Annotated in this window: 26 protein-coding genes; 14 read left to right on the forward strand and 12 right to left on the reverse strand. The window is 47.9% G+C overall.

All coding sequences use genetic code 11. The features are described 5' to 3' along the window. Positions 1 to 677 precede the first annotated feature (677 nt). Positions 678 to 1,583, reverse strand: coding sequence for an ion channel (locus AC5JMP_RS19785; RefSeq protein ID WP_495853205.1), 906 nt, complete (start codon positions 1,581 to 1,583; stop codon positions 678 to 680). 86 nt (positions 1,584 to 1,669) lie between these two features. After that, complete coding sequence (locus AC5JMP_RS19790; protein ID WP_495853206.1) at positions 1,670 to 2,023, reverse strand: hypothetical protein; 354 nt, start codon at positions 2,021 to 2,023, stop codon at positions 1,670 to 1,672. Positions 2,024 to 2,169: 146 nt separating this feature from the next. Here AC5JMP_RS19790 and AC5JMP_RS19795 point away from each other — a divergent pair, with 146 nt between their 5' ends. Further along, positions 2,170 to 3,018 carry a calcium-binding protein gene (locus AC5JMP_RS19795; RefSeq protein WP_495853207.1) on the forward strand — a complete coding sequence of 283 codons (849 nt, stop codon included), beginning with the start codon at positions 2,170 to 2,172 and terminating at the stop codon, positions 3,016 to 3,018. A gap of 72 nt (positions 3,019 to 3,090) precedes the next feature. Here AC5JMP_RS19795 and AC5JMP_RS19800 read toward each other — a convergent pair whose 3' ends face one another. Both AC5JMP_RS19800 and AC5JMP_RS19805 read right to left on the reverse strand, forming a co-directional pair. After that, entirely contained in the window at positions 3,091 to 4,533 is a 1,443-nt protein-coding gene (locus AC5JMP_RS19800; RefSeq protein WP_495853208.1) for a sensor histidine kinase, read from the reverse strand. Continuing rightward, on the reverse strand, positions 4,530 to 5,225 hold the full coding sequence (locus AC5JMP_RS19805; protein WP_495853209.1) for a response regulator transcription factor: 696 nt from the start codon (positions 5,223 to 5,225) through the stop codon (positions 4,530 to 4,532). Before AC5JMP_RS19805 ends, AC5JMP_RS19800 begins: the two co-directional genes overlap by 4 nt. A gap of 260 nt (positions 5,226 to 5,485) precedes the next feature. Between AC5JMP_RS19805 and AC5JMP_RS19810 the strand changes: the two genes are divergently transcribed. Beyond that, a complete protein-coding gene (locus AC5JMP_RS19810; protein ID WP_495853228.1) occupies positions 5,486 to 6,010 on the forward strand; it encodes a cytochrome b in 525 nt (174 codons plus the stop codon). Between the two features lie 619 nt (positions 6,011 to 6,629). Here the strand turns inward: AC5JMP_RS19810 and AC5JMP_RS19815 are convergent. Beyond that, entirely contained in the window at positions 6,630 to 6,962 is a 333-nt protein-coding gene (locus tag AC5JMP_RS19815) for a winged helix-turn-helix transcriptional regulator (protein WP_495853210.1), read from the reverse strand. Positions 6,963 to 7,202: 240 nt separating this feature from the next. Between AC5JMP_RS19815 and AC5JMP_RS19820 the strand changes: the two genes are divergently transcribed. The 4 genes from AC5JMP_RS19820 (at position 7,203) to AC5JMP_RS19835 (ending at position 11,450) form a co-directional block, all read left to right on the forward strand. After that, on the forward strand, positions 7,203 to 8,276 hold the full coding sequence (locus AC5JMP_RS19820) for an alkene reductase (RefSeq protein WP_495853211.1): 1,074 nt from the start codon (positions 7,203 to 7,205) through the stop codon (positions 8,274 to 8,276). Positions 8,277 to 8,329: 53 nt separating this feature from the next. After that, positions 8,330 to 9,286 (forward strand): MBL fold metallo-hydrolase, encoded by a 957-nt coding sequence (locus AC5JMP_RS19825; RefSeq protein WP_495853212.1) that lies wholly within the window; start codon positions 8,330 to 8,332, stop codon positions 9,284 to 9,286. Positions 9,287 to 9,510: 224 nt separating this feature from the next. Continuing rightward, complete coding sequence (locus AC5JMP_RS19830) at positions 9,511 to 10,521, forward strand: BMP family ABC transporter substrate-binding protein (protein WP_495853229.1); 1,011 nt, start codon at positions 9,511 to 9,513, stop codon at positions 10,519 to 10,521. A gap of 287 nt (positions 10,522 to 10,808) precedes the next feature. After that, on the forward strand, positions 10,809 to 11,450 hold the full coding sequence (locus AC5JMP_RS19835) for a GAF domain-containing protein (RefSeq protein ID WP_495853230.1): 642 nt from the start codon (positions 10,809 to 10,811) through the stop codon (positions 11,448 to 11,450). A gap of 245 nt (positions 11,451 to 11,695) precedes the next feature. Here the strand turns inward: AC5JMP_RS19835 and AC5JMP_RS19840 are convergent, their stop codons facing one another. Continuing rightward, entirely contained in the window at positions 11,696 to 11,848 is a 153-nt protein-coding gene (locus tag AC5JMP_RS19840; RefSeq protein WP_495853213.1) for a hypothetical protein, read from the reverse strand. 41 nt (positions 11,849 to 11,889) lie between these two features. On the opposite strand from AC5JMP_RS19840, the gene AC5JMP_RS19845 reads away from it, so the two are divergent. The 6 genes from AC5JMP_RS19845 (at position 11,890) to AC5JMP_RS19870 (ending at position 17,529) form a co-directional block, all read left to right on the forward strand. Then, entirely contained in the window at positions 11,890 to 12,654 is a 765-nt protein-coding gene (locus tag AC5JMP_RS19845; RefSeq protein ID WP_495853214.1) for an SDR family oxidoreductase, read from the forward strand. Between the two features lie 489 nt (positions 12,655 to 13,143). Further along, on the forward strand, positions 13,144 to 13,452 hold the full coding sequence (locus AC5JMP_RS19850; RefSeq protein WP_495853215.1) for a hypothetical protein: 309 nt from the start codon (positions 13,144 to 13,146) through the stop codon (positions 13,450 to 13,452). A gap of 293 nt (positions 13,453 to 13,745) precedes the next feature. Next, complete coding sequence (locus AC5JMP_RS19855; RefSeq protein ID WP_495853216.1) at positions 13,746 to 14,351, forward strand: cytochrome b; 606 nt, start codon at positions 13,746 to 13,748, stop codon at positions 14,349 to 14,351. 217 nt (positions 14,352 to 14,568) lie between these two features. Next, positions 14,569 to 15,843 (forward strand): sensor histidine kinase, encoded by a 1,275-nt coding sequence (locus AC5JMP_RS19860; RefSeq protein ID WP_495853217.1) that lies wholly within the window; start codon positions 14,569 to 14,571, stop codon positions 15,841 to 15,843. Continuing rightward, a complete protein-coding gene (locus tag AC5JMP_RS19865; protein ID WP_495853218.1) occupies positions 15,749 to 16,414 on the forward strand; it encodes a response regulator transcription factor in 666 nt (221 codons plus the stop codon). The genes AC5JMP_RS19860 and AC5JMP_RS19865 overlap by 95 nt, the downstream gene beginning before the upstream one ends. Before the next feature lie 116 nt (positions 16,415 to 16,530). Next, the gene (locus tag AC5JMP_RS19870; protein ID WP_495853219.1) at positions 16,531 to 17,529 is read left to right on the forward strand and encodes a formylglycine-generating enzyme family protein; all 999 of its coding nucleotides are present in this window, start codon (positions 16,531 to 16,533) and stop codon (positions 17,527 to 17,529) included. Between the two features lie 125 nt (positions 17,530 to 17,654). Here AC5JMP_RS19870 and AC5JMP_RS19875 read toward each other — a convergent pair whose 3' ends face one another. Further along, positions 17,655 to 18,254, reverse strand: coding sequence for a cytochrome P460 family protein (locus AC5JMP_RS19875; protein ID WP_495853220.1), 600 nt, complete (start codon positions 18,252 to 18,254; stop codon positions 17,655 to 17,657). A gap of 8 nt (positions 18,255 to 18,262) precedes the next feature. Then, positions 18,263 to 19,597 (reverse strand): lactonase family protein, encoded by a 1,335-nt coding sequence (locus AC5JMP_RS19880; protein ID WP_495853221.1) that lies wholly within the window; start codon positions 19,595 to 19,597, stop codon positions 18,263 to 18,265. Between the two features lie 119 nt (positions 19,598 to 19,716). Here AC5JMP_RS19880 and AC5JMP_RS19885 point away from each other — a divergent pair, with 119 nt between their 5' ends. After that, positions 19,717 to 20,340 carry a TetR/AcrR family transcriptional regulator gene (locus AC5JMP_RS19885; RefSeq protein ID WP_495853222.1) on the forward strand — a complete coding sequence of 208 codons (624 nt, stop codon included), beginning with the start codon at positions 19,717 to 19,719 and terminating at the stop codon, positions 20,338 to 20,340. A 157-nt stretch (positions 20,341 to 20,497) separates the two neighbouring features. Here AC5JMP_RS19885 and AC5JMP_RS19890 read toward each other — a convergent pair whose 3' ends face one another. From AC5JMP_RS19890 to AC5JMP_RS19905, 4 genes are all read right to left on the reverse strand, one after another. Beyond that, positions 20,498 to 21,220 (reverse strand): SDR family oxidoreductase, encoded by a 723-nt coding sequence (locus AC5JMP_RS19890; protein ID WP_495853223.1) that lies wholly within the window; start codon positions 21,218 to 21,220, stop codon positions 20,498 to 20,500. 153 nt (positions 21,221 to 21,373) lie between these two features. Next, positions 21,374 to 22,414: an aldo/keto reductase gene (locus AC5JMP_RS19895; RefSeq protein ID WP_495853224.1), complete on the reverse strand. Its 1,041-nt coding sequence runs from the start codon at positions 22,412 to 22,414 to the stop codon at positions 21,374 to 21,376. Positions 22,415 to 22,446: 32 nt separating this feature from the next. Next, the gene (locus tag AC5JMP_RS19900) at positions 22,447 to 23,097 is read right to left on the reverse strand and encodes a glutathione S-transferase family protein (protein ID WP_495853225.1); all 651 of its coding nucleotides are present in this window, start codon (positions 23,095 to 23,097) and stop codon (positions 22,447 to 22,449) included. Between the two features lie 277 nt (positions 23,098 to 23,374). Beyond that, positions 23,375 to 23,953, reverse strand: coding sequence for a TetR/AcrR family transcriptional regulator (locus AC5JMP_RS19905; protein ID WP_495853226.1), 579 nt, complete (start codon positions 23,951 to 23,953; stop codon positions 23,375 to 23,377). A 302-nt stretch (positions 23,954 to 24,255) separates the two neighbouring features. Here AC5JMP_RS19905 and AC5JMP_RS19910 point away from each other — a divergent pair, with 302 nt between their 5' ends. Further along, positions 24,256 to 25,071, forward strand: coding sequence for an IS5 family transposase (locus AC5JMP_RS19910; protein WP_495853227.1), 816 nt, complete (start codon positions 24,256 to 24,258; stop codon positions 25,069 to 25,071). The last annotated feature ends 61 nt before the right edge of the window (positions 25,072 to 25,132 follow it).

Below are 25,132 nucleotides of genomic sequence, written 5' to 3' on the forward strand. Positions count from 1 at the left end.
ATCAGTTACCTCTCATTTTCTCAATTACGATTTGTCAACCCCTTGAACGATTACATTCCATCAATGACCTCCAAAAAATATTGTTCTGGCAACTTGAGTCTCTAAAGTCACTCCTGCTAGATATCAAAGCTCTGCCTGATTAGCTATTCGTAATATCTAGATGCTGAAGATTACCTACGCATAAATAGCGACTCTTACGCACTTTGGGTAAAGCTAGGTATAGTCGTGGTCGTCGCTTGCCTCAGCGAGGGAATTGGGTTTCAGCGCACTGCAAGCTTTAAAGTACCAGTTGTTAGAGCGATCGGTTCACGTCTATGGCGAGGCTTTGCCAAGTCTGGCACGGTTGCTGCTTGAAAATAATAAGTTGGGTTGATCCGTGTCACCTGGCGATGCACCCCTACCAAAAACAATTCGGTTCTCCTCTAGTATTAGTTCTGCTGTAGAGGGATAATGAATATAGATTGAATAACGTCTTTATGATAGTAAACTCTAGCTGTTGCGTCATAGTGCTAAGCCAACAGCGGCAGACTCTCCAGCACTGCAATCGGGTGAAGAATACGCCAGATGTATGCAGCCCAGTCGTATCGAAGACCTGCACGGTCGTTGAGAATGGGCGCGTCGTAGTCAAGCCAATATCTGATGAGAGCGAACCGTGTGAATTAGCAGAGTAGCTGCCTTTACTCTAGCGGGACAACGCTGTGAAAGCAGTTGTAATCCAGGTAGCGATGTCCATCCTGGGTGTCGTGGAAAATATCGACAAACCTGTTGTTCCACAGTACATCTTGGGCAGCGTAGATATGGCGGGCATGAATGACCTGCATCACGGTTTCATCAAGTCCGCTGAGGGAAGCCACGATCGTCACTTGCTGAGTTTTTAACATTTCGTTTGTGACTCCATAGAGCGGGCTATTTTCATCGATCGGATGCATGATTGTCCAGCTGAGCGTAAAGCTAGGCGTGCGGCTTCGTGTTAGCTGCAAGTCATGAAACCGCCGCATGGATTGTCCTTCTGCGCTAACCTCATTGCGCATGAGATAGACTTGGAGCTGAGCCTCCAAAATCTGGTTACGGCGCTTGTTTCCAGTCCGAAACATCAAGGTTGGAACGCCGTCATAGGCAGTAATCACGGCTACCTTACTAAAGACAACCCGTGCAGTCGGACGGGAGAACCGAGCGAAGGCTAGCCCTGTTAACAGAGCAATGCCAATTAGACCTGTCATGGCTTCGATCGTGACAATTGTATTGGAATAGAATGTCTTGGGGTACATGGCGCCATAGCCAATTGAGGCAAGCGTTTGCACACTGAAGAAAAAGGCATCAATAAACGAACCAGGTCGAGCATTGGCAATGCAATCTCCGCCAGCCAAGTAAGCGATCGCAAATATCGCATTTGTCCCAGCATAGGATAGCCAGATTAGGGCAACGAAAGCAGACCAGGGAACCGTTAGCAGCATGTGGTAGGGATCACGCCAGTAGGAGTACCACTGGTTTAGCCCAGCAATCTGAAACCGTCCATCCTCAACTTTGATGTGGACGCGAGGATAGGGGCGCTGCTTCTTCAATCGTTTGTTGAGCAGTTTCATAGGAAATCCATCAATAAGATGAGTAAGTTTAGGTAAGGACGAATCACCATTCGACCCTCATGGAGCTTTTGAGTAATAGTGGTACTTTACCAAGTAAATTCTAGATTAGAGAGATTGAGGGAGATGCAACCTCTGTGCTGAACTCTAGAAAATTCAAGCCTCATCCCTTCTACAGTTGCCGCAAGTATCCAGGTGTAATCTATTGAACAGCGATTGGCATAGCGCCAATTCAGCGCATGGGGTACCTTATATTCATGTGTAGGGAGCGGCATCGTTTCATAGGTTTTTCCTGTAGGCTGATAGCGCCAGTTCAGCGCATAGGGTTTGCAGTAGGTTTGCAAGCTTTTGTTGCCCCGTGCTAACCCGAATAGAGCTGCAATGCTTGTTGGATTAGAGTAATCTGGTGCCTGGGGATTGATATCAAATGTGGTAATTCTCATCAAAACCCCTCCTGCTATCCTTTTGCAAGCTTTTGTCCTGTACTGAAATTTTTCATACATTTTTAAAACCTTTCACGCAAGCTTGTCCTAGCTTTCAAAGCTAACCCAACTCCACGTCAAGTTTTGAGACCCATGAGGAGCTAGATATGACAAAGCTAGGACAGGTTCGTGTAAGCCGTACAAAAGCAATCCAAAGCCTTTTGGATGAAATTTTAGTAAAGGATGCTAGCAGCAATAGTTTGAATGGGGGATCTGGTAACGATGTCATCTTAGGTTTAGCTGGGGACGATCGCATCTCTGGCGGTCGAGGCAACGATGTCTTGCTGGGGGGGCAAAATAACGATCAGGTGTTTGGCGGGCAAGGTAACGACTTCTTGTTGGGTGAAGAGGGCAACGATCAACTCCAGGGTGATCAGGGGAGAGATTTTCTAGATGGAGGAACGGGTAACGATAGCCTCTTGGGAGGCGATGGCAGAGATGTGCTAGTGGGTGGTGCAGGAGGAGCAGACACGCTCACAGGCGGCAGCGGTGCAGATGCTTTCGTCTTTGCAGGCGATGTTTTTGCAGGTGCTACTCCAATTCCTGCAGGAACAACGGGCATTCAATTTGTGAATCAGCCTGATGTCATTACGGATTACGCGATCGGTCAGGATCAGTTCGTCTTCAATGCTAAAGACTTGAACATCAATAGTCTAACTTTTCAGAAGGGAGTGACGACTCAGATTGCCGCAGATGGTAACTTTATCATCCAACTTGATCCCTTTATTAATGCAGCAACGGCGGCTCGTGCTATCGCTAACAACCCTACTATCACGGCTAAAGAGGGCGTATTCGTTTACTTCAACACAACGCTAGGAATTAACCGCTTGGTGTACTCTCAAGACCTTGCAAATGGAGGCAATATCAGTATTCTGGCAAATCTAACCAATCAATCGGGAGAGTCTGGCATCGCCAGCTTGAATAATTTCACCACTAGCGATTTCAGTCTGACTTAATTCTCTTTAAAGCAAGCTCTGCAACTTCTCAAAGAAGTTACAGAGCTTGTGTATCGTGCTGAACGTTTGATTTCATGTGGCAATAGGTAAAAGCAGCGTGACAATGGTTCCTTTCCCCAACTGACTCTCTATTTGCATTCTGCCGCCTTGAAATTGACAGACCTGCTGAGCGATCGCCAATCCCAATCCCATTCCACCCCTAGGACGGGCATTGTCACCCCGATAGAAACGTTCTGTCAGCCGTTGCAGGACATTGGTTTCAATACCTTTACCCTGGTCTTGAATCTGAAGGGGAACATAGCGCTGCTGGTCGGTTTCAAGGGGAGGCAGCACTTTGAGGCTAATGACTTTGCTCTCAGGCGCATACTTAATGGCATTGTCGAGTAAATTCAAAACGACTTGTCCGGTCAATTCTGGATCAACCCAGACAGGGGCTTTCGTAGAAGTGTCGTGAAGTACCAGTTCTAACCCGGCTTGAGTGGCGAAAGGCTGCATTCGATAGAGACATTCTTGGGCGATTGCCACGGCTGAGACAGCTTGAGGATAGACCCGCAACTGTCCGGCATCAGCTTTGGCGAGCAGCAATAATTGTCCGACCAGACGAGCCAGGTAGTCTGTTTCACGACAGGCGCGCTGTAAATAAAGCTGCGCTTTCTCGCCCGTTACTACGCCATCTAAAATGGCTTCTAACTCGACGCGCAGAGCCGCTAAGGGGGTACGTAAATCATGGGAGACATTGGCAACTAGCTCACGACGAGCGGTTTCCTGAGCCTGAAGTGCAGACAGCGTTTCCATCAGCTTGGCTGCCATTTGGTCAAGTGAATAGCTCAATTGCGCCAGTTCGTCCTTGCCCTTGAGGGCAGAACGAGCCTGATAATCTCCCGCTTCCAGACGTTGTGCCTGATGGTGCAGCACTTTCAAGGGTTTGGTTAAGGTTCGAGAAATTAACAATCCGGTGGCAGTGGCAAGAGTGGTAGCAGCGATCGCCATTCCCATCACCAATCCCTGCACCTGTTGAGCAAACCGTTTAGGACGACGTAGGGGCATGGCAACATAGACTGCCCCCACAATTTGAGCTGTATCTGGATGACGAATTGGAGCGGTGCTATAGAGCCACCAGCGATAGTTGGCGACGGTGGGAATCCAAAAGTTTCCAGCCTGCGGTTCTCCGGCAAGGGTTTTGGGAATCAAATCTGGGGGAAGTTCGACTAAATCAGCGTCTTCTACTCCCTGACTCATCAATCGGGTTATGGTAGAAGCATTGAAAATCGTGACATGCACTCTCGCCTGTTGGCTAGTCAGATCGGTGAGTTGGCGAACGGCAGGAGAACTGTTCCAATGGCTAGGAATTTGCATTGCTAAGGCATCGGCTTGCTGCCGCAGCGTCGTCTGCGCTTCTTTAACAAAAAACGTTTCTAGAGCCGTACCTAATGTGAGCCATAATCCAGCGAGACTGCCCAGAGTGACGAGCAACAGCGTCAACGTCAGCCGGGTTGAGACGCTTCTTAATCTCATCCTTCGTTTCCTCGAAAACGATAGCCAACGCCCCACACGGTTTGAATATACTCTGGACGAGAGGGATCTAACTCAATTTTCTCCCGCAGCTTGCGAATGTAAACATCAACGACTCGAGTATCGCCTGCAAAATCCAGTCCCCAGATATGTTCCAATAGCTGTTCGCGAGTATAAGCTCGTCCTGGACGATCGGCGAGCTGTGCCAGTAAGTCAAATTCTTTGCCGCGTAGGTCTAGCAAGTCACCATTGAGAAAAGCATGACGTTGATTAGGATCGATCGCAATTCCCCAGGTTTGTCTTACCTCCCGATAGCCTGAGCTATAGGCCCGCCGCAGTAAAGCGTTGACTCGCGCTACCAACTCCTTTGCACTGAAAGGTTTGGTTAAGTAATCATCGGCTCCAATTGCCAATCCTTGGAGGCGATCGCTCTCCTCTGCCCGCGCCGTCAGCATCAAAATGGGTACAAAATATCCCAATGCTCGGACTTCTTGACAGACTTGAAATCCGCTAATGTCGGGCAACACAATATCTAGCACGACCAGATCGGGGCGAAAACACTGTACCTGAGCTACGCCCTCTGTGCCATTAATGGCGGTTAAGCAGGTCAAGCCCTCTCGCTCAATATAGAGCTGCACAGTCTCACGCAAACTAACATCATCTTCAACAAGCAATACTGTGGTCGCTACAGGCATGGGGATCGTTTTTTAGACTTCATCAAGTCACCTCTTAAGTTTCCACCATAAGTATTAAAAATCTATGAATCTGCCAAGGTAACCCTGAAAGCCCAATCTTATGCAGCTTTTATTCATTTAAAAAGTCTAATTCCTAATTCACAAATTTTTAACGATTTTCTACAACGATGATAGGCAATCTCTTCGAGGAAGTCAGCCTAATGAATAGGACAACTGCTACAGAGAAACTCAAACGGCAAAACACAGCGTTCAAATCTTTAATGATTTTGCATTGGCTTATGGCAGCTTTCATTTTCTTACTCTTTCTCACGGGTGTTTTTGTCGCGCACTTCAGTCAAGTTGGTCTTTTAGCTAGGTTAAGCCCCTTCCTTCATCAATCGTTCGGGATGCTGTTTCTGATGCTGCTAATCGCCAGAATTTTCTTACTATTACGGTTGCTTAGGTATAAGTATTCAAGACGATCGCCTAAGGTCACGCCAAACTGGCTAAAAGCCACCATTTTACACAGTAGCTTGTATTTTTTTATGCTGATAGCTCCCCTAAGCGGCTTCTTCCTACGGAATTTCATTGGTCTAGATACCACTCTATTGGGCATCCCCCTACCGTCCGTTTTTGTTTCTGATGACAGGTGGGTGGAGCTAACTAGAGACTCACATTTCTGGTCGTCCTATATCTTCCTGGTCTTTATCTTTCTACATGTTCTGACTTACTGGAAAGTTGTTTGGATAAACGTGAGAAGGCGCTTCATTGACTTAAGGAAAGCTTCCTCCAAAAAAGAATCATGATTTTCTAGAAACCAGAGTTCAAACCATGAGAAATTTAGAGGCTCGGCAACCTTCAAATAAGACAGTAGGCGAGCAATGTCACTATGAAGGCAAAACATGCCCTCAGGAGAAACAGCGATCGGCTAGAAAAGCACCTTGGCAGGAATCGGATTGAGGCACGATCTTTGCCAAAGTCGGAATACGTCGCGCTGCGATTAGGGCTATGAAACGTCCAAGGCCTCGCAGAATCTCATTGCCATTCCATCAGTTTCTGCAATACGTTTTCGCAAAGCTGAAAGGCTTGCTTGGGCGATCGTCACAATTCGGTGTGTAAACGAACGTTTATACACCAATCCCATCATGCCTAAACGGGTGTTGTAAATGAGAAAAAGATTTGGCGCAATGAGCAAATGACTGGCACAGTCTTGCAAAACTAGAGCTTGCTACTGTCTCAAGCGTCGAGTCTGCTTCCCATCGCTGCTGCTCACGCAGCAAATCTCAGGTCATTAGAAAGTAGCATCTTGCCCTAGAGAAGCTTGATAGATTGCGCCAGTGATTTACAAATTGTGCCAAATCTTTTGCTCATTCATATCAGTCGTTAAACTATCGCCATTTTATTGCTGAGTTCGATATTTGCCACTTAGCTGGCAGTTTCTTGTTCAGTACCATACCAGCGCGCAGCCAGTTCGTAAACATGATCGAGGATCCTCGATAATTCTTTACCGCGCTCCGTGAGTGTATATGTGACTTGGGGCGGAATTGAAGGTTCGTAGTGACGATGAACAAGCTCAATTGATTCCAAAAGTCTCAACCGCTCTGTTAGAACTTTTGTGGAGATGCCGTCTACTTCTCGTCTCAATTCACCAAATCGCAATGCTCCATTGATGTCAAGCATCCAGATAATGTAGATCGTCCATTGTCCTGAGATCTGATTGAGTAGAATCGCTAACGGGCAGTATTTAGTTTCAGGCATGTAAGCTTCTTAATTTCTCTGTAGAACCTTAGTTACTTTTTCGTTTCTACTTTACTTTAGTAATCTTTTTTCCTATTGTCTAGCTAGATAAAGACTGAAATTTCTAGTTGAGGTGATACGACAAGTATTTTTCACCTTCAAGTGTCTCTCGTAGTGATTCAAGTCCTTGCAACTTATTGCTTACAACTCATCGCTTGCAATTTATAGTTCTGTCCTGACTATTTTGGGGATCTTTACGGTATGACCACAACCCTCAATTTGCTTTCACCCGTGCAAGTCGGTTCGTATACTTTACCCAACCGCATTGTGATGGCTCCCCTAACCCGCTGTCGGGCGGGAGCTGGAAATAGACCCGTGCCTATGAATGCTACATACTATGCTCAACGAGCATCCGCTGGGCTGATTATTAGTGAAGCCACTCAGGTTTCCCAGCAGGGACAGGGCTATCCCAATACTCCAGGAATTCACTCGCCAGAGCAGGTGGACGGATGGCGGCTAGTGACTGATGCCGTGCATGAAAAGAACGGGCGGATCTTCCTGCAACTCTGGCATGTAGGGCGGATTTCTGAGCGATCGTTCCAACCCAGCGGTGCATTGCCCATCGCTCCCAGTGCAATCGCAGCCGCAGGGTATGAAACTCCGCGATCGCTGAAACTAGAGGAGATTTCTGGCGTTGTCGAAGACTATCGCCAAGGAGCAGCGAATGCTCTAGCTGCTGGATTTGATGGGGTTGAAATTCACAGCGCCAATGGATATCTACTCGATCAATTCCTCCGCGATGGCACCAACCGCCGCACCGATGCCTATGGTGGATCAATGGAAAACCGCACCCGCCTGCTATTAGAGGTTACTGAAGCCGTCATTGATGTTTGGGGTGCCAACCGCGTTGGCGTTCGTCTTTCTCCTGCAGGCACCTTCAACAGCATGTCGGATTCTGATCCCAGAGCATTATTTACTCACGTAGCGGGTGTCCTTGATCGCGTCAATCTGGCGTATTTGCATCTAGTCGAACCCCGTGCCGATGAAGAGGATGCTGATCCAAATCTGGCAGAACTGACGGTTCGCTATTTCCGGTCTATTTACAAAGGCATCATCATCTCTGCCGGGGGATATGATCCGGAACTGGGACATGCTGCGATCGCCGATGGTGATACCGATTTAGTCGCGTTTGGCAGACTATTTATCTCCAATCCTGATCTACCTGCTCGCATTGAACTCAATGCTCCACTAAATCCCTACGATCGCTCCACGTTTGAAGGGGGTGATGCGCGAGGTTACATTGACTACCCAACGCTAGACTTACAACCTGTATAGTTTGTGAACAGTTTTTATGGATGATCGCTTCCAATAGCAAGTAGGAGACTATTTTGACCCCCTTAACGTCCTATTCACCCATCACGATTGATTTCACTCCAGAGGCTCCTGCGTCCGGCAATCTGGATGTGCAGTGGATTCATGGCTCTATCTCACCAAAACACAATACCGATCCCGACATCCAGATTCATGCTTACAACGAGCACACCTACATCCTGCGGCAAAATATGGCGGTGCACTATGAAGCCCCGTTTATGTTTCTTCTGTTTGGCAACGATCGCGCCATTTTGCTTGACACGGGTGCAACGCGATCGCCAGATTTCTTTCCGTTGCGTCAAACCGTCGATGCATTGATTGAACAATGGTTGGATAAAAATCCCCGTCCATCCTACTCACTCGTGGTTGCTCATACGCATCTACATCGGGATCACTTTGAAGGAGATCCGCAATTTGACGATCGCCCCAATACAGAGATGGTAGGACACAGTTTAGCGGCTACCCGTGAGTTTTATAAATTTCAAGACTGGCCCAAGGATGTTGTGCCGTTTGATTTGGGTGGGCGAGTACTACACGTCATGGCAAGCCCTGGGCATGAAGATGCTGAAGTTTCCATCTACGACCCCTACACCCAACTCCTCTTCACCGGAGACTTGCTCTACCCCGGTCGTCTCTACATTCGTGATTGGGATGAATTTTGCGGCAGCATTGAACGGATGATTGCGTTTACTGATACTCACCCGGTGACGTACCTGTTGGGGTGTCATGTGGAGATGTCGATCTACCCTCGCTTAGACTATCTGATTCGCACCAATTACCAACCCTACGAACGTCCGTTACAGATGAGCGTGGAGCAACTGCATTCTGTGCGAGATGCGATCGCTTATGTAAACGGTCGGCCAGGAATTCATGTATTTGATGACTACATCATTTACAACGGCATTCCCGATCGCTACTTCAGCTACGAAAACATGGACCCTAGCGCAGCCCCCGGCGATCTCCGTCCAGCTTGAAGAGATTGTTTTTTTACAGTGTTGCTGAGTTTTAGGGAATTAAAATCCTAGGTCAAGCTGGTCGCCTCACTCTACCTCGACGAACGGTCATTCGCGGGTTACTCTCATTCGGAGCCTTTGGCATAACCTCCCAACTTTGGACAGGATGCACCAACTCATCACCCTCCTCTGGCGAATCTGCTAGCCCAACGGCTTCAAGCAATGAGCCAATAACCATTGGGTTTATCTACGTCGGACCTAAAGATGACTTTGGGTATAACCAGGCTCACGCAGCCGCAGCTGCCAGCATGGCTAGTGCATTTCCCTGGATCAAGCTGGTTGAGGAGGCTAGCATTCCTGAAACAACGGCTGTGCAAGAGACGATACGAAATATGATCGAGCAGAACGGAGCCAAAGTCATCTTCCCAACGTCCTGGGGTTATTTCGACCCTCATAGTTTGAAGCTTGCCCAAGAATATCCCGACGTGCAGTTTCTCCATCCCAACCATCCACTTGACCCATCCAACCCCAAAAATATTGGCTCATACTTTAGTGCTTTGATGGAGCCTGCTTACCTGACTGGTATCGTAGCAGCATCTATGTCTAAGACTGGAAAGCTAGGGTTCGTCATCCCCAAACCCATTCCTGTTGTCTTACAAGAAGTCAATAGCTTTACATTGGGTGCGAAAAGTGTAAACCCGAATATCATCGTTCAAGCTATTGTTACAGGAGATTGGTCGCTACCCATCAAAGAGGTAGAAGCGACCAATAGTTTGATCGATCAACAAGCCGATGTCATTATCACGCGGGTAGATAGCCCGAAAGCTATCATTACAACGGCTGAGCAGCGCGGAGTTTATAGTTGTGGCTATCACGTCAATGAGCAAAGCATTGCACCTAAAGGATTTCTCACAGGAGTTGAATGGAATTGGGGGCAAATCTACAAAAACTATGCTGAGATGTTTCAGAACGGTAAAACATTGATGAATGGTGGGGTGCCACAAGTACTTGCAGGTGGGCTCAAAGAGGAGTTTTCCAAAATTTCAGGCTATGGTGCTGCCGTTAGTCCTGAAGCTAAGGCAGCTGTGGACGCAGCGAAGCAACAATTGCTTTCTGGAAAGCGAACGATTTTTAAAGGAGAACTCAAAGACAACAAGGGAAATATTGTGATTTCAGCGGAGGAGGCATATAACCCCAGAGATCCTCGCATCAACTCAATTGACTGGTATGTAGAAGGCGTAGAAGGGGCTAGTTAATTTCACTTTTTCAAACCCCTAACTTGTGCAGGAGCGGTGCATGTTAGGAACCTAATTATGCTTCTGATGACGACTATCCCAGCACAGGAACGATTCGAAATAGCAACATTTATGTTATCAAGGGGCAACTTCATGTTTATGAGCCTGACACTACAGACTTTTTCCAACAGTTTGAAATTGAACAAATTGGCTCTATCCAAGTGAAGTAGCATTCTCTTTAGGTAAGTATGAATCAAAAGCAGGTGAGTTGGTCTCGTCGTGAAACCCTGAGTTTGTTGGGTGGTTTTATGAGCAGTTTAATCATCGGGGGATGCACTCGAACGAGATCGTTGGCCGAAGCACCTTTAGCGTCATCGCATGAGAAGCAATCTTCAAATACATTAAGGGTCTCAGAGAGTTTATCTGCCACAGGCTTACCCGATTCCATAGCCGCTCTATTTCAGGAAAATCAAAATCCAGACACTGTCTTTATGGCTTTGATGTCTGCTGTGGTAGATGAACTCCGGTGCGATCGCTGCTTCTTGTTTATCCGCGACCCACAACGACAGCGAACCCGCATTACTCACGGCCACAGTCGAGACTCTCGCTGGCCGACGATGGTTCAATCTGATTGGAGTCAAGAGCCTTCAAACCTGAATGCAAACGATCCATTGACGTTGTCAGCCTATCGGTCTTCAGAGGCTCACTTTATTAAGGATATTGAGACCGCCCCACCAGGAACATTGGACATCAACCTTGAGCGATCGGTATTTAGACATCGCGCCTTAGTTCATGCTCCTATCTATTATGAGGGGGAGTTTTATGGTGTTTTGGAACCCTGTGTGTTTGAAACACCGAGGGACTGGACAGAAAGCGATCGTACCCTTATTTATGGACTGAAACAAGTACTGGGAACTTGGGTGGTGCGTTATCTACAGCAAGCAGTGTAAGATTACATCTCTTCCATCGTTCGCAAAAAGTTCAATGTTTTGAACTTTTCTCCGTTGTCTATTTGGGAAGTGGTGGGGCGCTGCGAGTTGAGAAATAACTTTCTATCACCGATAATTTCAAGCGCAGTTTGTACAAATTACGGCGCCCTCCGGTTGCGTTGCTGTCATGTATCTGTTCTCTCCATCGCATAGACTTACAAGTTGCTTACAAAAAAGTAAGTACTTCCCAAACAGTAAGTGGAAGTCTACAGTAACGTAAAGATGTAATTCTGACGAAGGACACCCAAAATGCAGCTAGAAAAAGCAGCTTCGGAGGTCAAAAGACGCTGGAACGGATCTGGTTCAGACTTTTCAGCTTTTCCCCATAGCTCATCTCCCTGGAACAGGTATTGAGCCATGTTTAATTATCGTATAATTCAAGCATGATCTTAACCTCAAGATGAACATTGAAAACAACACGATTTTAGTCACCGGCGGCTCAACAGGAATTGGGTTTGCTCTTGCCGAACAGTTTTTAGCAGCAAACAACAATGTGATAATTTGCGGAAGGCGCGCAGAGGCATTACTAGCGGCAAAGCAGAAACTTCCCAAATTACAAATTCGCGTTGCCGACTTAAACAATGTTGACCAACGCAATAGTCTAGTTGAGTGGACGATCGGGAATTTTTCGAATCTAAACATTTTAGTTAATAATGCCGGAATAGAGCGTGAGTTCCGAGTAAAAAACTCAAGCCTTGCCGATGATTTTCTAAACGAGAATGAAATCGAAACAAATTTGACTGCGCCAATCCATCTGACGTTTTTATTATTGCCGCAGTTACTGAAACAAAGAGAGGCTGCAGTTATCAACGTTTCGTCTGGACTTGGATTTGTGCCGATTGCGGTAATGCCCATTTATTGCGCGACGAAAGCCGCGATGCAGTCTTTCAGCAAGTCGCTTCGTTATCAGCTCAAAGAAACGAACGTTAAGGTTTTCGATGTTGCCCCGCCGCTGGTTGAAACCGAATTACACGAAAAAGTGGGAGCGAAAAGCAGCCAGCCAAAAGGAATTCTGCCCGAACAGGTTGCTAAAAAAACTCTGCAAGCCATCAGAAAAGACAATTATGAAATTGCCATCGGATTAGCCCGAGTTTTACAAATAGCATCTAAAATAGCTCCGAGCCAAATGTTCAAAATAATAAACCAACAGGCATCTGGGGAGTGAAACACCGCAATAACAAAGCGCAGCCCAACTCTACATCATCAACGCTAGTACAGGTGGTTTTCTCGGCTCCGCAAGAATCCATGAAAAGTTGAAGAGAAACCGACTTCTTGAGAAAGTGCGTGACGTTTACTGTGCTGATAGCATAACAAGTTGTTGCACCGGAACGCCGCAAATTTCTCGGCTGAATGTTCAAGCCTGTGTCCAGTGAACTTGGTCGTTGGACTGCTTAAGAGCTTGGTTAGGAAGCCTATTGAGGTCACCTGCCAAAGCTTGGAGTAAAGCGGCACGTAAGCTGATTAGTTTTACTGATGTGCTTCTGGAGACCATAGCGATCGCTGCAAATGTCTATGCAAGTACATAGCCACACAGACTTCCTAATGCCTTCAGTAAAAAAGATTTCACTATTGGTTTACAGATAATTTACGAAAGCTAACGAAACTGAATATTGTCAAGCCAATTGAGGCAATTAATTCAGTGAAGAGGTTATCTATGAAACGCATTCTTGTCAGTAGTTTGTCCGTTTTGACTATTTTAATGGCTGGTGCTACTATTGCCCAAGCGCAGAGTGTTGACACAACCCCATTCAATTTATTCAATTTAGCCCGCAATGGCTATTTCCAAGAGCAAGGAATCTCGAGTTTTAGTGGACTCCATGCAGCAGCAGAGTCAGGAAAAATTACAGCCGAAGACATCATCCAGGCTGCTGTGCAGCAAAATCGGCTATCGTCAGAACATCTGAACGATGCAGCGTATATTCGATCAGTTAGGCGCTTTCTAAGTGACATGAATGGAGATTAATGGAGCTAGCTTTTTTTGGTTGATGAGCTATCTTTAGCTCTACTAGATTGGGCAGAAAAATCTGCGTCATCTGTTTGGATAGTTCCGAGAATTATCTCACTCTCATACTACATCTCTCAATGAGGATTGAATACTCGCCCAGGCAAAACCTAGGCGAGTATTTCTTTTTTCTAGATGGACAGAAACATAAAAAAAATTTTATCAATAGTTTACTTTAAATTTATGAAGCTCCTGGATATTAGGCGATAGAACGCAAACGCCATTAGGGTTAGCTAAGCTTAAGGAGGCATTCGATGAGTTCTCAATCAGGTTCGCAAACCCCGACTGCTCAAGCTACCAAACCCCAATCCAGATTGAATTCAGTCTTCAAGCATTTGTGGTCGATGCATTGGTGGATGGCAGGCTGTTATTTGCTGTTGTTTGTCGGGGGCGTTTGGATGGTGCGGATGCCAGAAGATACAGGAGCCTTGCAGGGCAACGCTTACACTCTGCACAAATCAATTGGAGCGTTGACGATGGCCTTATTGACCTGGCGAATTTTTATTTTGCAGCGAGTTTGGTGGCGAAAATATACCCGTCGCTCACCCAAATTGACAGGCGAATGGATTCGCACATTTCTGTTACACACTGCAATTTATGTATTCATGCTGGCAGTACCCCTGAGTGGATTTTTCCTATCAAATTCTTACCAAAGTGGCAATGTCCCTTTTTTCTGGTTGACGTTGCCAGATATTTTTCCTGAAAATGCGGCGGTTGTGGAGCTAGCGCGAAGTTTACACTTCTGGATGGCTTATACGTTTTTAGGATTTATTGTGCTGCATGCGATCGACCAACAAAAATATGTGCGATCGCTCTGGCGACGCAGTATCCAGGCATTGAAAAAAGTACCGTTCAGTTAACCGGATCAGAAGCGAGATTGCTCATGGCTTAACTCACACCTCGCTCTATCAGATAACATATGGGAGATCGGCCTTAGCAGATGACTCAGGCAGCTAGAAAACCAAGCGAAAAATTAGGGTTCTGTGACCATACAGAGGGTTCATTCATGCAACCAGAAGCAGCCCAATTTCTGAGATTGTTAGAAATCTCGCGATCACGCCAGTTCAGGAAGTTGTCATGATATCTGTAACCACTTTTAAGCAGTGGCGGCAATGGTTCAACAGCACCCGTCCTCGAATTTTTGTCTGGTACTTTTTGCTGACCGCCTTTTCCAGCGTAGCATCCATCCTGGCAACCCATCACATCCTCTATGAGCAGATTCGGGATCAATATCGGGAGGACAAGTCTCGCCAGATGGGGGGGGAGCAACAGATTGTGTATCAGCAGCGTGCCGATGTAACCGTTCCTATAGACTGTACTAATCGTGCGTATCAAGTGGTAGATGGAGCGGTGTTGCTGATTATTCCAGCCACGTTAGGCGTCATGGCAGTGGCAGCGGCGATCGCCTGGACAACCGCAGGACGAGTGCTGGCTCCCCTGCGATTGTTGACCCAAACCGCGCAATCGATCACGGAATCTGATATGAAGCAGCGCATTGTTGTAGAGGGGACCGATGAGATTGCTAACCTGACGACCACATTTAATGAAATGCTGGATCGGTTGCAAATCGCCTTTGAGAGCCAGCAGGAGTTTTTGAAGGATGCCGGTCACGAGTTGCGAACGCCAATTACGGTGATTCGTGGCTATCTGGAAACCCTAAAATATCGCCCAGAACAACAGGAGCAGACCATTGCCTTGGCGATCGACGAACTCGATCGGATGAATCGGTTGGTGAATGATTTGTTGCTGTTAGCCAAAGCCGAACGCCCAGACTTTCTTACCCTGAAATTGGAAGAGCTGGACTGGTTGACGGAAGAGCTATATCTGAAAGCTTGCTCGATGGCAAATCGGCAGTGGAAGCTGGAATCAAAGGGGTTGAGTCCGATCCGGGTCGATCGCCAGCGCATCACCCAGGCAGTGTTAAATCTGGTGCAAAATGCCATTCGCCATACCCAATCGGGTGACACAATCGCCCTGGGATCATCAGTACGCGAAAACTATGCCTACCTGTGGGTGAGAGATACGGGAGAGGGCATTGCTCCCGATGATCAGGCTAGGGTTTTTGAACGCTTTGCCCGCGCCACTAATCACGAAAATCTGGGCGAAACCCAGGGTGAAAATCATGGGTTGGGGCTGGCCATTGTGGAAGCGATCGCCCAGGCACATGGTGGAGGGGTTGAACTCTCCAGTCGTCTAGGTCAGGGTGCTACGTTTACCATTGTCATACCGCTTGAGGCGATTTCCGACAGGGCTATCTATGAATCGGATTTTGATCATCGAAGACAACCTCCGCATCATCGACTTTTTGGAGTCCGGGCTACAGGCGCACGGCTTCACGACCATCGCCGTTAACACGGGACGCGAGGCACTGCAAATCAGCCACAGCGGAGATTTTCATCTGGTGATTCTCGATTTAGGACTGCCAGATCAAGATGGGCTGACTGTCCTCAAAGCCCTCCGAGGACAGGGGTACACGATTCCAATCGTCGTTCTTACCGCACGAGATGGCGTTGAACATACAGTTGCCGGATTGGAAAAGGGCGCAGATGACTACATCACCAAGCCCTTCAGCTTTGAAGAATTGCTCGCCCGGATTCGGGTTCAACTCCGCAACCACCTGCCCCGCACTCAACCCCATATATCTTTGCAAGTCGGCAACATTACCCTGAATTTGTTAACCCGTCAGGCATGGGTGGGCGATCGCCCTATCGAACTCTCAGCACGAGAATTTTTACTTGCAGAGTTTTTTCTCCGTCATCCGATGCAGGTGTTGACGCGAGAACAGATCCTCGATCGCATCTGGGGTTATGACTACGACCCCGGCACCAATATTGTCAACGTCTATGTCGGGCATCTGCGGAAAAAGTTAGGGGACGAGCGCATTGAAACCGTTCGAGGTGTGGGATATCGGTTATGCATATAAATACTTGTAATTGTTTTTATCTAACCACTTAGAGTCCTTCTGCAAAACGTCCTTACAAAATTTACATGTTCGGACAACAACGCCTCAAACTATTCAACCAGCGGACACCAAGAGCAATGAATAGTATAGTCTCTAAATTGCGATCGCCTCGCAAACCGCAACGCTATATGTCGTTCATCACAGCAATCACACTGATCGCATCCCTGATCATTGGCTGTGAAACAAGCGTGCAACCTCCGCCAACGGTTGTATCTTCACCAAACCAGGAGACGATCGTTGCTACTCCCACCGACACTGTGCAAGATCGGTCAATAGTTCTCGTTCCCGCCGGGAATTACACCATTGGTTCAGACGAGACTGAAGATACCCAACCCGTTCATCAAACCTCCCTCAGTGCCTTCCAGATCGATCGCTATGAAGTGACCAATGTTCAATACGCCGAGTTTCTTAACTCGCTAAATATCCAACTCCTCCAGGATGCTGCATCTGGAGAAATCCGCTCCAGTGATTTGCCAGAAGAGGCGATTCCCCTGTTGATTGAAGGATCGGAAGAAGGTAGTCAACAACCCCTTATTGCCTTGGATGATGAACATACTCGCATTGCCATTCAAAATGGGCAATTTGTTCCTCAATCAAGCTACGAAAACCATCCCGTTACAGAAACCACCTGGCATGGGGCAAATGAGTTTTGCGTATGGCGTGGAGCAAGACTTCCAACCGAGGTTGAATGGGAAGCCGCCGCACGGGGTTTGGAAGGACGCATCTACCCCTGGGGAAATGAACCACCAACCCCTGATCGAGCAGTATATAGTCGGAGTTCTGGCGAGACAGAACCCATCGGAACCCATCCTTTAGGTTCAACCCCAGACGGTGTTCATGAGCTGGCGGGGAATGTCGCTGAGTGGACCAGTACTTTGTATCAACCCTATCCTTACAACTCGGATGATGGGCGTGAACAGCGTGATAGCGTGGGTGAGCGGGTGACTCGTGGCGGAGATCACGTCTTTAATTCTGCCCCGGACGAGTTAACTGCTTACTTTCGCACCGGATTTTCACGCGCACCAGATCGCGGACATCGCCACATTGGATTTCGCTGTGTTCAGACCTTATCCTAATGGGTATTCACGTTCTCAGCCAACTATTGTTGGGATTGCGTTGAACTCAGCGGAGCAGTCACCCACTCCGCTGAGTTCAACGCAATCCCGAGATCACTTGTTGGTACTGAGTGCCTGAAGAATTTCTATCGACAAACAGAAGTTCCAAACTCAGTCTGCTGATATTGGGTTTGCCCAGTTCTTACAGCCATCTGCAAAGCAGGCAGTGTAAACAGGTAATCTCGATCGCGCACTTGGATATGACAGCCAATACAGGAATTTTGGTGGTCAGAAACCAGCGAACCCGAAGGACTGTACCAGGCAGACTGCCATTCGCCGCTATTGCTAATATTCCATCCCTGCCGCTTCTCTCGAACAAACAGGTTGTTGAGTTGAGTCGGAACCAAGCGATTGCCATCACCTCTTCTTACAGAGTAAGTTTCCATCACGATTACCGCTCCGTTGGAAACTGCTTCACTGGCTTTCAGTCTTTCCAGCGATGGGCGATCGATGTACATCTGTCTGACCACGCCGCTATTTGGACAGTCAACCGTCGCATAATGCACAAATTGCTGTCTGTAGTTGCTTGGAAATTTAACTGCCGCTGCTGCCGCTGATAGCGTTCGAGAATAACCTCCATCGGCGGCAAGTGGCGAATAGGAAGTGGTGAAATGAGAGAAGGCGATCGCCACACCAATGGACACGACAAACAGCAGCAGTCCGGAAATCCATGTTGTGAGCTTCATGGTGATTTCTACGGCACAAGAACAAGTGAGTGTGCGCCCCGTGTCACCGGGACAGCATAGCGAGTTTGTACAAGTACTGGCTGTGGGTTGAGCGGGTCGGCAGCAATGCGCCAGAAATCAATCGATCCACCTTGAATGCGATCGTCAAAATGGTCATAGTTTGTCACTGCGAGATACTGGCTCGAAGCGTCAAAGGCAGCAGCTTCAGGCAAAATACCGTCATAGGGATAATCGGCAACATGGTTTAGCTGACCTGTCTGTGGATCGAGCGTAATTAAACTCAGCGATGAGAACCATGTAATGCGCTCGTCGTCATACGGTAAAAAGCTGCGCTCCAAATTCGTCGTCACTACATAGCGACCGTTTGGACTGATCGCGAAGCCTTCTGGACTCACGCCCGTCGTTGCCCGTGACACCAGTGCATGGCGCGGAGAATCATCTGCCTGAGTGCCTGCTTCCAGCCGAATGCTCAGCAAACTGCCGCGTGGCGCTTCATTCCATCGCCCTTCCACATCTGCTCCCCAATACAGACCGTTGACGATCATATGACGACCATCTGGCGTAAACCGCGCAATGAAAGGGGCTTTCTCGACTTCCACTACATTTCCCCAAGATGCAAGAGTGCCCTGGCTCGTCAAGCGGGCAAAGGACACCTCCGCAGCGGTCGAATTGACTAGGGCTAACAGGTCTTGAGTCGGGTGCCACTCCGCATGAATCAACTCCTCTCCACTCGACACGCTTGCCACTTCAGGAAAGGTCGGTTGTCCTAACTGCCCAGCCTGAAATGGGATGAGCGCCAATGGCGTTTCTGTTCCTGCACCGTTTGGATGAAAAGTTACCGCGATCAAGGAACCCTCTCGGTTGATGCTGACAGACGTAGGACGCTCCCCCAGCGCCACTTCCTGCACTCGCGTCGGGCGAGTCGGATTGCTCAAATCAAAGACCGAAAGGCGATCGCCCTGCTGAAGATCTGAAAACCGTTGGTTTTGCCAATCGCCCTCTGGTCGGGGTCTAAACGTTTCCACCACCAGCGCGTAGCGACCATCGGGTGTCACGGCAACTGCAACGGGTGGCCCCGCAACGGAATTCGTCGCTTCTGTTTCATAGGCGCGTAAATCTCGAACGTGCCCACCTAATGGAATGACGCTCAGCGCATCTTCGCCTTCTCGCGGACCCAAACGACCGTCTACATAGGCGGATGCCAGCATATCGGCATCTGAAATTGAAACTAAATAGCGTCCTTGAAAGTTTATTGGCGCAGCGCGATCGAGCGTTTGGGCGATTGCAATTCCAGGAGTCATCGTCAAAGCGGACAAGCTCAGGGCTAGTAGTTTTCGATACATAAAGTTATGTCTTGCTAGGTAAAGTGAAACACTCATTTTACTATACAACGAGTTTAGACCAACGTAGTATTGGAAAAGTTTAGAGCAATCATAGACAAAAATAAAACGGTCGTTTTACTATGGGACTTGAACAGTATCGGGCTGAAGTGAGCCGCCAAAAGCAAGAGGCAATTTTGAATGCTGCTCTCACGGCTTTTCTGGAATTCGGCTACGACCGCACAACAATAGATTACGTCGCCCAAAAAGCTGAAGTTTCTACGGCAACCCTGTATAAACACTTCTCAAGCAAAGCAGACCTATTCGGCGGTATTACGGCGCAGGTCTGGAGAACAGACCACATCAGTTCTACGCCTGTGTCATCAAGCTTGTCTCCACAAGCAGCATTAATACAAATTGGTCAAGAGTATGCTCAACTATTGATGAGTCCTAATATTCAGCCACTGTTCCGGGTCATTATTGCAGAGGCTTCTCGTTTTCCGGAGCTAGGCACTGAGCTTTACCACCGAGGTAAGGAGCCATTCCTCAAACGTCTTCATGCCTATCTAGAGACACAAGTTGTTCTTGATAAGCTAGTTATCGCAGACATTCCATTGGCAAGCCGTCAATTTCTTGGCATGATCAATGACATTATCTTTTGGCCTCGATTTTTAATTATGAATTTGGAAATTGGTGAAAGTGAGATTGAGAATGTCATTATCAATGCTGTGGAGACGTTCTTGGCGCGTTATGCGAAAAGCTGGTAGCAGTTTGAGGTTGCCGAGTGCAGCGATCACAGCCCAGCAATCCCAATGCACCGGAACAAAGTCAAGCGATCGGTGAGTTGCAAAGGTTATCTATGTCCGGTGATTGGGGTCGTTAGACCTCACGACAAACTGATTAGAGTGAATGGGAACTCAGGAATCAAACGAGGCGATGTCCGCTGTCAACATGAATCACCTCCCCTGTAACTGTTCTACTGTTCATCAGAAAAATTACTGCTTGGGCAACTTCTGCTGCTGTGGAGAGGCGCTTAGATAGAACTTGAGTGGCGACCCTACTAAATACATTCTGCTTTTCCTCGCCAAAAATATCATCCCACATAGGGGTATCAGTCCAGCCCGGAGAAACTGCGTTGACTCGGATAGGAGCTAATTCAAGTGCCAATGCTCGTGCTAACTGTTCAGCAGCGGCAGTCGCAACAGCCGTTGCCCAAGCCCCTGCGACTGGGCGATCGGTAGATAGCCCCCCTGTGAACGTCAACGATCCAGTGCCATTCATTTTGGGTACTGCTGCCCGCACCACATGCACCGATCCCCAGACGCGGGTATCGATCGCCTGCCGGAAATCAGCCATGTTGCCTTCTAGGATATTGCCCCCCACAAAGCTCCCCGCTGCTACGTACACATGATCAATCGGTGGCAGGTCTGCAAAGGCTGCACTAATGGCGGTTTCATCGGCAAAGTCAGCGATCGCAGTCTGCACCCCATCCAGTTGCTTGGCAGCCTGATGTAGTTTTTCGGCATCCCGGCTAATCAGGGTTACGGCTGCGCCCAGCTGCCTGACAAGATGTCCGGTTGCCAGTCCAATGCCGCTGCTGCCACCAACAATCACAACATGCTGGTTTTCTAATGTGTTCAAGCTCATAGGTTTCAGTGCCTTTAGGCAATAATGGATCAATCAAAACTGGCTGGCGACAGGCATGAGGTAGTGCGCTCGAACGTAGCGGCTAAAGGCTTAGCCGTAAAGCTGAGGTTGGCTGATGGCAAAACTCCTGTACAGGGAAGTGGCATCACAAAATCATGAACCAAAGCGACTTCCCCTTGGCGCTCGCTCTTTCGTTTGAAACTCCAGCATCCATTGAGGATACTCGACGGGTAGCTGACTCGCCGCATCAATGGCAGAGAGTTCATCTGCTGCAAGCGCTAAGTCAGTCGCCAGCAAGTTATCTTGCAACTGCTCTACAGATTTGGCACCAATGATTACGCTCGTCACCTCTTTACGGCTGAGGAGCCATGCCAGGGCAATACGCGCTACGGAGCAACTGTGGCTCTGAGAAATCGGCTTCAACACCTCAATAATCTTGAATGTTCGTTCCAAATCAACGGGCGGAAAGTCAAATGTGCTGCGTCTTGCACCCGCAGGATAATCTTTCTCTCGTTCAAACTTACCGCTCAGTAGCCCACCTGCCAACGGACTCCAGGGTAAAATACTCAACTGCTGATCTTGAGCCAGCGGCATGATCTCGCGCTCTAGATCACGACCCGCCAACGAATAGTAGGCTTGCACCGATTCAAAGCGATGCCACTGATGTTTCTCAGCGATCGCCAGCGCCTTCATAATTTGCCACGCCGAGAAGTTGCACAAACCGACATAGCGTACTTTACCAGCGGTAATGGCATCATCGAGCGCGCTGAGCGTTTCTTCCAACGGGATGACTGGATCGAAGCCATGCACCTGATACAGATCGACATAGTCGAGCTTCAGTCGTTGTAGGCTGCGATCGAGTGCGTGCAGAATGTGGTGCCGTGTTAAGCCCACCTGATTGGGAGCAGAACCCAAGCGTTCGCGGACTTTCGTGGCAATCACCAACTCCTCGCGAGGCAACGAGAGCCGATGTAACACTTCACCTACAATCTCTTCAGACTGCCCATTGGAATAGATATTGGCAGTGTCAATGAAATTCACACCCCTGTCAAACGCCAGTTTGATTTGTTCAGCAGCGGCTTCAACACCCAGATCCCCAACCACTTTCCAAAATCCATCGCCACCAAAGGTCATCGTGCCGAGACAAATTTCGGAGACGTAAAGCCCAGCACGTCCTAGCAAGCGATATTGCATTGAGTTTAAGTTCCCTCTAACGCCAATGTTGTTTAACGTTGTTTCTTGCCTTCGAGCAGACCCGCCAAGCTTTGTTTAAAGCTCTCTCGCTGACTCAAGTGACTTAGCCACGCCGCAGTTTTGGGTCGTGCATGAATCAACGCCGATCCTTCTTTCGTCATGTTGACGTAATCGATCATCGCCCCAGTGATGATGTCTGCCAAACTCAATGCATTGCCAATGAGAAATGTATCTACAAGCTCCTGCTCAATGACATCCAGATATTGTGCGATCGCGTTCGCTGAGTGTTCCACAAGCGTTTCATCCGGTTCATTGCCCATAATTGGAAACATAATCCGTTGCAGGAAAAGTTGCATGACCCCGACTGGATAGAGATAGCTGCTGGAAATGCCAATCCACTTCCGCATTTGCGCTCGTGCTTTGGGGTCAGCAGGCTGCAAAGAAGCTCCGTCAAACGCCTCGTCAATGTAGCCCAAGATTGCCGGGGTTTCGTAAAGCACAAAATTTTCTTGTTGCAAGACAGGCATCTTGCGAAAGGGATTGAGCCTGACGTATTCGTCAGTGGCAAGATGGTCAAGCCCAATTTCGTTGTAGTGATAATCAGCCCCTTTCTCAATCAAAGCAATGCGCGCCGATCGCACATAAGGGCTAACTGGGAATCCATACAAAATCAGTTCACTCATGAGTGTTATTTGGAGGCAGGTAATTTTTCTTGAGCATTCATTAAAATTGAATACTCGTTCAAGATAGCGTCAGAGAAATTTGCTTGTCAAGACCCATCTCAAAATTACTTGAGGCGAGGTGAGGAAATGGCCCTTAAAGCACGTACTCACAAAGGTTTATGCATATAAAAAATAACGCAGGCACGTTGCTGTCTACGGTAATTTCAGTATCAATTCTTGAAGGATCGTTCAAAAGACTCAGAATCTAAGCGTCAAAACCTATGTCTGAACTCATGAACTAACATGACCTAAGTAGGGCGATTGCTCCTGTAACAATGCTGTTGAGCGTCTGAGTATCACGGCGCATTCGCGCTACCGCCAACATACCTACCACAGAACCCAGCAGGGCTTTTGCAGTCACATCTACATCAAAAGATTTTGGCAAATTCCCATCGAGTTTAGCTTGATTCAGATTTTGGCGAAAGAATGACTCAATTTCGTCTAGTCGATCTTCGATAATGGCGATCGTGCCAGGTGAGTGAACTTCCCGCTCCATTGCCGTGTTGATGATCAAACACCCTTTTTGTTTTGGGTCGTTGGTCATGGCTTCAGCCAAATGCTCAAACCACTGCTTAATGCACTCTAACGGTGGGCTGTGGCGTGGCATGGAAGCACGAAAAAAATCTTGAGTATATTTGCGAAGTGCCAGCTGAAACAGCTTTTCTTTATCGCCAAAGGCACCATACAGACTTCCAGGCTGCACTCCCGTGGCTTGCACCACATCTTTCATGGAGGTGTTGCCATAGCCACGCTGCCAGAATAGGTTCATGGCGATCGCCAAAACCTCATCTATATCGAACTCTCTTTGCCGAACCACAAGACAATTGAACTCAGAAGTTAATTGATGTACTTAATCACCATACACATTATTGAATGATCAATCAAGTAAATTGTATTAGAGTTGGGTCTAACCTAGCGATGCAGCCATCAGTACTGACTTGATCGTCACAAAATCTTGACTAAACTGGCGCAGGGCATTAGTCAGCTCAGTCATATCATTTTCCTTGCAAAAACGTTCGTTTACGCATTGATAGGCTTCGATCGCTCAATAAGAGCCTATCCGAAAACTAAATTTCGCTAGAATGTATACAGAGTGGCTATTTCAGGGCTTGATGCGTGATGGACTTTACAGAGATTCCCCCCTCCTACCGCATCTCTGATGAGGTTTGGCAACGGATCAGTTGGGCCATTCCGTTAGAGCCACCTAAGCCGAAAGGAGGGCGACCGAGAATGGACAATCGTCAAGCCCTAGATGCGATTTTCTATGTCCTACGAACTGGGTGTCAATGGAAAGCGTTACCTCGAAGTTTAGGGGCATCGAGTACCGTTCATGATCGATATCAGGAGTGGGCAGGTCAGGGTGTATTTGAGCGAATGTGGGAATTAGGACTGGAAGAGTATGCCCGAAAAGTGGGGATTGATTGGGATTGGATGTCGATGGATGGAGCAATGGTCAAAGCGCCTCTAGGCGGAGAGGCAACGGGAGCCAATCCCACAGACCGAGCGAAGTCTGGCACCAAGCGGAGTGTTTTAACCGATGGTAAAGGCATCCCCCTGGCAGTGGCGATCGAGGGAGGGAATCGCCATGATATGAAGCTAACTAAACTGACCTTAGAAGCTCAACGGATGATTCCCTCAGACACGGAAGTACGCAACCTTTGTTTAGATAAAGGGTATGACTATGATGAGGTGCGAGAGCTTGTAAAGGCATGGGGATATGTCGGACATATTCCCTTCCGTGATGAGCACAAACAGATCATTCATGACATTCCCAATTACAGGGCAAGACGATGGGTTGTAGAACGGACACACTCATGGATGAATCGATTTCGACGATTGTTAGTTCGTTGGGAGAAATATAAAGAAAACTATCTTGGGATGATCCATCTAGCTTGTGCATGCATTGCAATAAGAGCGATTCAGGTTTTCGGATAGGCTCTTAGTATTACAGTTGTAGATAATGTAAGCTAGTTTTCAGTCTACCTGGAAAATAGTC

The organism is Drouetiella sp. (assembly GCF_059504425.1).